This is a genomic window from Aeromonas sp. R1-1, from assembly GCF_040908495.1.
GTDB lineage: Bacteria > Pseudomonadota > Gammaproteobacteria > Enterobacterales > Aeromonadaceae > Aeromonas > Aeromonas veronii.
This window is the reverse complement of the sequence record NZ_JBFODV010000067.1, coordinates 1-6,710: the sequence shown is the minus strand read 5'-3', so window position 1 is coordinate 6,710 and position 6,710 is coordinate 1. Positions and strand designations below refer to the sequence as shown.

6 protein-coding genes are annotated in these 6,710 nt (G+C 61.8%); 3 read left to right on the top strand and 3 right to left on the bottom strand.

Annotated elements, in window-relative coordinates; all coding sequences use genetic code 11:
* Together AB5Y92_RS04020 and AB5Y92_RS04015 are read left to right on the top strand one after the other, a co-directional pair.
* A partial coding sequence (locus AB5Y92_RS04020; protein ID WP_368225645.1) for a SpoIIE family protein phosphatase occupies nucleotides 1–1,052 on the top strand: 1,052 nt, incomplete at its 5' end.
* Nucleotides 1,053–1,132: 80 nt separating this feature from the next.
* A complete protein-coding gene (locus AB5Y92_RS04015) occupies nucleotides 1,133–2,134 on the top strand; it encodes a glycosyltransferase family 4 protein (protein ID WP_236297716.1) in 1,002 nt (333 codons plus the stop codon).
* A 292-nt stretch (nucleotides 2,135–2,426) separates the two neighbouring features.
* On the opposite strand, the gene AB5Y92_RS04010 is transcribed toward AB5Y92_RS04015, so the two are convergent.
* The 3 genes from AB5Y92_RS04010 to AB5Y92_RS04000 are packed head-to-tail and all read right to left on the bottom strand — an operon-like array spanning nucleotide 2,427 to nucleotide 5,399.
* Nucleotides 2,427–3,062 carry a sugar transferase gene (locus tag AB5Y92_RS04010; RefSeq protein ID WP_005333398.1) on the bottom strand — a complete coding sequence of 212 codons (636 nt, stop codon included), beginning with the start codon at nucleotides 3,060–3,062 and terminating at the stop codon, nucleotides 2,427–2,429.
* Complete coding sequence (locus AB5Y92_RS04005) at nucleotides 3,059–4,252, bottom strand: glycosyltransferase family 2 protein (RefSeq protein WP_368225643.1); 1,194 nt, start codon at nucleotides 4,250–4,252, stop codon at nucleotides 3,059–3,061. Before AB5Y92_RS04005 ends, AB5Y92_RS04010 begins: the two co-directional genes overlap by 4 nt.
* Before the next feature lie 31 nt (nucleotides 4,253–4,283).
* Entirely contained in the window at nucleotides 4,284–5,399 is a 1,116-nt protein-coding gene (locus AB5Y92_RS04000; RefSeq protein ID WP_368225642.1) for a glycosyltransferase, read from the bottom strand.
* A gap of 157 nt (nucleotides 5,400–5,556) precedes the next feature.
* Between AB5Y92_RS04000 and AB5Y92_RS03995 the strand changes: the two genes are divergently transcribed.
* The coding region (locus tag AB5Y92_RS03995) for a GumC family protein (protein ID WP_368225641.1) at nucleotides 5,557–6,710 on the top strand (1,154 nt) is incomplete at its 3' end.

The following is a 6,710-nucleotide window of genomic DNA, read 5'->3' as shown; positions in this document are numbered from 1 at the left end:
GTGCCCTGCTCACCGCCTATCTCCATGAGCACTACCGGGTTGAAAGTTATGCCGACTCCCATGCCGCCCTGCTGGCGCTTGGAAAGCAGCCCCCCGCGCTGGTGCTCTCCGATATCGAGATGGAGGGGATCGATGGCTTTGGGCTGCGCCAGCAGTTGATGAAGGATCCCAAGATGAAAGGGGTGCCCTTTATCTTCCTGACCGGTCATCAGGATCAGTGGACCCAGAGTCGGGCAGGGGCGCTGGGGATCGATGACTTTCTGGTCAAACCCATCACCAAGCAGGACCTGTTGCTGGCGGTTTCGCGGGTGCTGCAACGCTCGCAGCAGCTCAAGTCGCAATGGGGCGAACAGCTGGATCAGCGCATGACCTCGGCGCTGCGCCCGTTATTGCCCGCCACCTCCATAGGGGGATACCAGCTGGCGTTGCAAACCCGCGCGGCCACCGTGGGGGGCGGGGACTTTCTGCTGGTCAAGGATCGGGTGCTGTGGCTCGGAGATGTGATGGGCCACGATGCGGAAGCCAAGTTTTTTGCCCATGCCTATGCCGGTTATCTGCGTGGCTTGCTGACGGCGCACGATCTGGAACGCGCCCCCGCCCGCTTGCTGACCATCTTGTCCAATGCGGTTCACAGTGATCCGTTATTGGGGGCTACCCTGCTCACCACCCTCTGTATTGAGCTCGGCAACGAGGGGCGGGTGCAGTGGGCCAGCGCGGGCCACCCGGCGCCCTGGCTGGTCGGGCCCGGCACCATCCGTCAGGTCGGTGTGACCGGCCCCTTGCCCGGTTTGCGCCCGGATCCCCACTTCGTGACCAATGAGCGTCAGCTCAAGCCCGGCGAGATCCTGCTGTTCTGGACCGACGGCCTGCTCGATAGCCGTGATGCCGCAGAGCGCCAGTGCTGGGAGGCGCAGCTCAAGGCGATCTGCCTGACCTCGGTGCCCGGTCTTGAGCAACTGGCTCATCGCATTGCCCGCTGGTTTGATGAGCGCATCAATGATGCCGCCCTCGATGACATGACCCTCTTGCTGGTCGCCTGTCCCGGCGCCTGATCCTGCCCCTCTTTGCCTGACTGGCCCGCTCTATGCAGCGCCTTATTTCAGGTGGCATGGAGCCACGGGAGGAGGTGCCTATGTTACCCATGCAACAGATCTGGCTGGCCATCGATGCGCGTCAGGTCGGTGGAATTGAAGTTCACATTATCCACTTGGCCAACGATCTGCTGGCCAGGGGATTTCGCCCCACCATAGTGCTGGTGAGCAACCACGGTATGACCCCCTTTACGACCCTGCTCAAACAACAGGGCTTGCCCTACGAGGTGTGCCAAAACAGCCGCGACTTTATGCGCCGTCTGGCCCGCCAGCCTGCTTCTGTGCTGATCCATACCCACGGCTACAAGGCCGGGGTGCTGGGGCGGCTGACAGCCTGGTTTACCGGTAAATCGGTGGTTTCGACCTTTCACAGTGGGGATGACGGGGAGGGGTTGCTGAAGTTTTACAGCTGGCTGGATCGCACCACAGCGCGTTTTGCGAAGTGTATTGCAGTGAGCGAGCCCATCGCTCGCAAATTGCCTGTGCCGAGCACGGTGATCAGCAACTTTGTTCCCATGCCTGCGACGCCGGCTACGGTAACTGGCAACCGGATTGCCTTTGTCGGCCGCCTCTCGCCGGAAAAGGGGCCGGAGGCGTTCTGCCAGCTGGCCGCCTTCTGCCCGGATGGGGCGTTTCATCTCTACGGGGATGGCCCCATGAAAAGCGCTTTGTTGCAGCAGTATGGTGATCGCGTCCAGCTTCATGGTTTCCAGAACATGGCCAATGAGTGGCACAACATCGACCTGCTCTGCATCACCTCCCGCTTTGAAGGGTTGCCGCTGGTGGCCCTTGAGGCAATGGCTCACGGCATACCGGTCTGTACCTTTGCGGTGGGGGGGCTGGTCAATCTGATCGACCACAAATCCAATGGCTGGCTGGTAGAGCCCGGCCATGTGCGGGATATGGCGGAGCTGGTCAACTACTGGCTGCGCAGCGATGGGGTGGTGCGCAGCAAAATGAGTCAGGCGGCCCGCAACACCATAGCCCGCGGGTACAGCGTGAGCAACAGAGTGACCGATATTCTGGCTGTCTACGGCGCCTGAATCCCAGAGAAACCTGTCAAAACGAGTGGCCGCTGGCTACTCGTTTTTTTATGTGCCGGTGTTAGGGGTTGCAGGGGGCGGATTGCTTCTGTGATCACGCAACGCTTGGGTTTCTGCGGTGGGGCAAGCAGTCATCCGGCCTGTGGATGGATGGGGTCAGATGATGGCGATCAGGTCGCTGACTTCTCTGTGATCACCGCGGACGTGCCATAAATATGCGCCATAAAAAAGGCCATTGCAGTGACAATGGCCTGATGGGCGTTGAGAAGTGGTTGAGGTCGGCGCGGCGGGATTAGCGCCCCTTTTTGCCGACCATGATGGCGATCGTCTTGCCGATGATATGCACATCCTGCACCAGCCAGCGCCAGGGGTGGAGCAGGGCGACCGAGTAGGCCAGGTCGAACGCCAACTTGCTGCGCACATCATCGAGCGACTCGTCGTAACCCTGATTGACCTGCGCCAGACCGGTAATGCCGGGGGCCACTTCATAGGTGCGTTCGATAAAGTACGGCACCGCATCTTCCAGCCGGTTGGCGATCCCAGGTCGCTCCGGGCGGGGGCCGATCAGCGACATCTCCCCCTTGAGCACATTGATAAACTGCGGCAGCTCATCGAGCCGGGTTTTGCGCAGAAAGTCGCCGCTGCGGGTGATCCGGCTGTCCCCCTTGCCACACCAGACCGGCCCGGTAGCCGCCTCGGCGTCGGCGCGCATGGTGCGAAACTTGATCATGAAAAAGAGCTCGGTATGGGTGGCGTGGCTGCGCCCGATCCGCAGCTGACGAAAGAACACAGGCCCCGGGCTATCGAGTCGGATGGCCAACATGATCAGCGGCCACAGTGGGAGCGTCAGCAGCAGGCCAAGAGTGGCACCGAGCAGATCCATGCTGCGTTTGACCACCAGGGTCAATCTTGGAATGGGGTGTGTCATACGGCTTTCTCCTGTGACATGAAGCGAATGGGGGTGCGCAGGCAGTAGCGCAGGGTGCCCATGCCGTTGTACCAGTGTCCGAGTACCAGATAGTGGATCTTGCGAAATAGATTGGGCCAGGGGTGCACAGGGGTCAGCTGGATCAGGATGACCAGCAGATACCCCAGCAGTTGCAGCCCCAGCAGCAGCTGAAACAGCAGGGATTGGGTGGCCAGCGGGATGGCGCAGAGCCACAGCAGGGTCAGGCAGAGCGGCATCAACACCCGCAGCCCCTTGCCACTGGCAAAGTTGAAGGCAACCCAGCCGAACTTGGGGTGCAGCAGGGGCAGCAACCGCAGCAGCTGCTGGGTGTTGCCAGCCCCGATCCGCTTGCGCCGTGTCGCCTCCAGCGCGGCATCGGAAACTTCCAGCTCCAGTGCGGCGCAGCGATTGTCGTAGACAGCCCGATACCCCTTGGCGATGGCCAGCATCGACAGGATGAAATCGTCGTTGATGGTATCGGCAGCCAGCGGGGTGAGGCACTCCCGGCGCATCATGTAAAAGGCCCCGTGAGCCCCCAGCATGCCGCCAAGGGCCGACTCGCAGAGCTTGATCTGGCTTTGATAGTGCCAGTAACTCTCCTCGCCCTGGGAGCCCGGTTGCCAGAAGCGGTATGCTTCCCCGACCACCCCTACCTTGGGATCGGTAAAATGGGCGACCGCCAGCAGCAGGCTGTCGATGGGCAGCAGGGCCGAGACATCGGTGAGGGCTACCAGATCGCTGTGCACCCGGGTCATGGCCTCGTTGAGCACGGCGACCTTGCCGCGATTGCGGGGGTGATCAAACAGCCTGATCTGCAACTGCTGCAGGGCGGGATCACCGAGCTGACTCAGCGCAATGGGGTAACTGTTGTCGCTGCAGCCGTCGAAATGCACATGCACCCACAGCTTGTCGGCGGGGTAATCGAGGCTGGCGAGGTTTTGCAGCTTGGCCGCGATGGTCGCCGCCTCGTTGTAGACCGGCATCAGCAAAGTGATGGTCGGCAGCGCCTCATCGGCGGCGTCTGTTTTGAACCCTCGATCCAGAGGGCGGGGCGGATTGGCTACCTTGCGCGCCTGCCGACCACCGAATTTGAGCAGCAGGGGATAGCCGACATGGTGGTAGACCACCAGTACAGCGCACAGCCAGAACACGATCATGATCCATTCCATGGGATGCTCCTCTGGTCATCGGGTCGCTTGATCAGCGGCTGTAAAGCTGCTGATAGGCCTGAGCCATCCGGCTCAAGCTGCTTTGCTGGCACACAAACTCACGGGTGACGGCACGCAGGCTATGGCAGTGCAGCAACCCTTGTGCCAGAAGCTGGGCAAGGCGGTCGGGATCCCGCTCCGACAGGATATGGCCGCTGTCCTGACAGACGATCTCTCTGGCCGCCCCCACGTCGCTCATCACCACCGGTACCCCGCACGCCTGTGCTTCTAGCACGCAGAGCGGCATCCCCTCTGCCAGCGAGGGGAGGCAGAAGAGATCCAGCCCCTGATAGAAGCGCGGCATGTTTTCGACCAGCCCCAAAAAATGGACCCGATGGGCGATCCCCAGTTGCTGACACTGTTGTTGCAACGCATTTTGCAAACTGCCGACCCCTGCCAACGCAAGATGCACCTCTTCCGGCAGGGTGCGGATCGCCTCCAGCAGCAAGGCATGCCCCTTGACCGACTCAAGGCGGGCGGCGCAGCCAATCAGTTTGACCCTTTGTGGCAGCCCCATCTCCTGACGGGCGAGGGCGGCGGCGCCCGGGGCAAAGCGCTGCTCATCGATGCCGTTGGGGATCACGGTTGGCGACAGCTGGCCCAGCTTGGCCAGCAGCTGGTTGGCCACCGGCATGGCATCGGCCACCAGAGTGGGTTTGAAGGCGCACAGCCCCCACAGGGCCAGCGTGCGCTGATGGGGATCATCGAGATACCAGGCATCGTGTTCTGTGTGTACCAGGGTGGGCACCCGGGCCAGCCGACTGGCGAGGCCGCCATAGAGCATGGGCCCCAGATGGTGGGTATGTACCGCGACGGGCTTGAGTTGGCGCAGCAGTCGGGTGAGCCGCCAGAGGGTCGCCAGCGACCAGCCTGCGGGCTTTTCCAGACAGTGAATATTGCCAGCAAAGGGATCCAGGGCGGGCCATGCCCTTAGCACATCCCCTTTGCGCCCTTCGAGGGAGATGATATGCACCGGTTGCTCGGCAGGGCTCGCCTGCGTGAGGTTGAGCACCATGGTCTCCAGCCCGCCCGGCTGCAGGTGCTGCACGATTTGAACGATGGAGCTTCTGCGGGGATGGGGTCTGTGCGACGGGGTTGATGACAACATGGTTCGCGCTCCGGCAAGGGAAGGGGTAACACCCCGGATAGCGGGAGAATGCGAATCTTGTACCACTCTTGCGATCTGCCCACAGAGGCGATCAGCACCTCTGGTGGCACTGCCTTTGCATCGTGCGGGGGGAGGGCTTTTCTCAGGGAGTGATGCCATGCCTGTCCAGTTCTATTACAACCTCTACATCATTCTCTTTGCCGCCTGGCGCCGTCGCTATCTGCTGGTGATCCCGGTACTGGTGATGCCGCTGGTGGGCGTGACGGTCGGTCTGCTCACCCCCAAGGAGTATGAGAGCCGCACCACCTTTATGGTGCCGCAAGATGCCAACCAGACCCCGACCCTCAAGGATCTGATCACTCAGGAGAGTCTCAAGGATCGCTTTGCGGTGCTCGAAGCCCTGCTGCGCAGCCGTTATGTGCTGGACGGGGTAGCGCGGGATCGCGGTCTGGTCAATGACGAGACCCCGCCAGCCCAGCGCGATGCCATCATGGACTGGCTCTCGAGTGCCGTCTCGCTGCGGCTGATCGGCGATGAGGTGATCGAGATAAAGGTCAAAGCGGATTCGGCGGCCAACAGCGCCGGTTTGCTCGAAGCCATTTCGCGGCGCTTTTTCTTCAACCTGCTCAGCAAGGGGCGCCAGTCGGCGGAATCGTCCGAACGTTTCCTGCAAAGCCAGCTCGACAGCCGCCGCAGCGAACTGCAAGAGGCCGAGCAGCTGCTCGCCGACTTCAAACGGGAGCATGCCAGCGCCTTGCCCCAGCAGCAGAGTACCAACGTCGCCCGTCTCTATGGTTTGCAGGAGCGCTATGCCGAGAGCCTGATCACCCTGCAGCAGGCCAAGGCCCGGGTCGATCAGCTATCGCTGGGGCAGGAGAGCCAGCTGGCCCGCCAACTGGATGAGAAGCTGCAGCTGATGCGCACCGAGCTGGTGTTGCTGCGGGCCCGCTACAGCGACGAGCACAGCAAGGTGCAGAGTCTGCGCTATCAGATTGACCAGTTGCAGCAGGAGTTTGAGCAGCTCAAATCCCAGCCGGATATGGCCCGCGGGCCCGAGTGGCAGTTGGCCCAAACGCAGCTGACGGAGGCAGAGCAAAACGCCGCTGGCTTGAAGAGTCAGCTGGATGGGCTGGACAAGGTGGTCGACTCCCAGGGAGATACCGAGCGCCAGCTCGCCGAGCTGGAGCGGGATCTGGCGGTCAAGCGCACTCTCTATCAGGATTTGCTGCTGCGCTATGAGAAGGCCAAGGTGACCGGCGATCTGGGCAACTTCGAGCAGGGGGAGCGGATCAAGGTGATCGACAAACCCTT

Bases quoted from the DNA above. Each gene is read 5' to 3' on its own strand.
- AB5Y92_RS04015 (WP_236297716.1), top strand. From the start codon at position 1,133: ATGTTACCCATGCAACAGATCTGGCTGGCCATCGATGCGCGTCAGGTC.
- AB5Y92_RS04000 (WP_368225642.1), bottom strand. From the start codon at position 5,399: ATGTTGTCATCAACCCCGTCGCACAGACCCCATCCCCGCAGAAGCTCC.
- AB5Y92_RS04005 (WP_368225643.1), bottom strand. From the start codon at position 4,252: ATGGAATGGATCATGATCGTGTTCTGGCTGTGCGCTGTACTGGTGGTC.
- AB5Y92_RS04010 (WP_005333398.1), bottom strand. From the start codon at position 3,062: ATGACACACCCCATTCCAAGATTGACCCTGGTGGTCAAACGCAGCATG.